The organism is Roseibium sp. AWQ4_254 (assembly GCF_056161025.1).
The window spans coordinates 1-690 of sequence record NZ_JBSWYH010000094.1 but is presented as its reverse complement, the minus strand read 5'-3'; the positions used below and the strand labels follow the sequence as shown (position 1 = coordinate 690).

1 pseudogene is annotated in these 690 nt (G+C 59.9%); it reads left to right on the top strand.

What is annotated here, in order from left to right:
- Window positions 1-690, top strand: a pseudogene (locus ACXAIC_RS24755) (IS630 family transposase); the annotation flags it as partial.

Sequence of the window (690 nt, the reverse complement as noted above, 5' to 3'; positions counted from 1 at the left end):
CGCGCAGTCCGCTTGAGGCGGTTCGCGATGAGATCCTTGAGCTGGTGGAGGTAAGACCCGATCTCACTCTCGCGGAAATCGTGGACCATCTGCACGAGACATTCGCTCTGAGAACGTCGACCAGTTCTGTTGATCGCTTCCTGGCTCGCAATGCCATCACGTTCAAAAAAAGACAGCGCATGCCAGCGAACAGGAACGCGCCGATGTGAAGCATCGGCGGGAGAGCTGGTTCGAGGCCCAACCCGATCTCGATCCAGAGCGCCTGGTGTTCATCGACGAGACTGGTGTCTCCACCAAGATGGCCCGAATTCGCGGGCGCTCGCCGCGCGGTGAGCGTTGTCGCGCACCGGTTCCCCATGGACATTGGAAGACGACGACATTCGTTGGCGCCTTGCGGTTGTCTGGCATCACAGCGCCCATGACGCTGGGAGGTGCCATGAATGGCACTGCATTTCTAGCCTATGTCGAGCAGGTCCTGGCTCCCACGTTGAAGCCGGGAGACATCGTCGTCATGGATAACCTGCCTGCCCACAAACCCGTCGCGATCCGCCACGCTATCGAGGTCACAGGCGCGCGGTTGTTCTTCTTGCCGCCCTACAGCCCCGACTTCAATCCGATCGAGATGGCCTTCTCAAAGATCAAGGCCCTCCTGAAGAAAGCGGCCGCAAGAACCGTCGAGGACCTATGGGC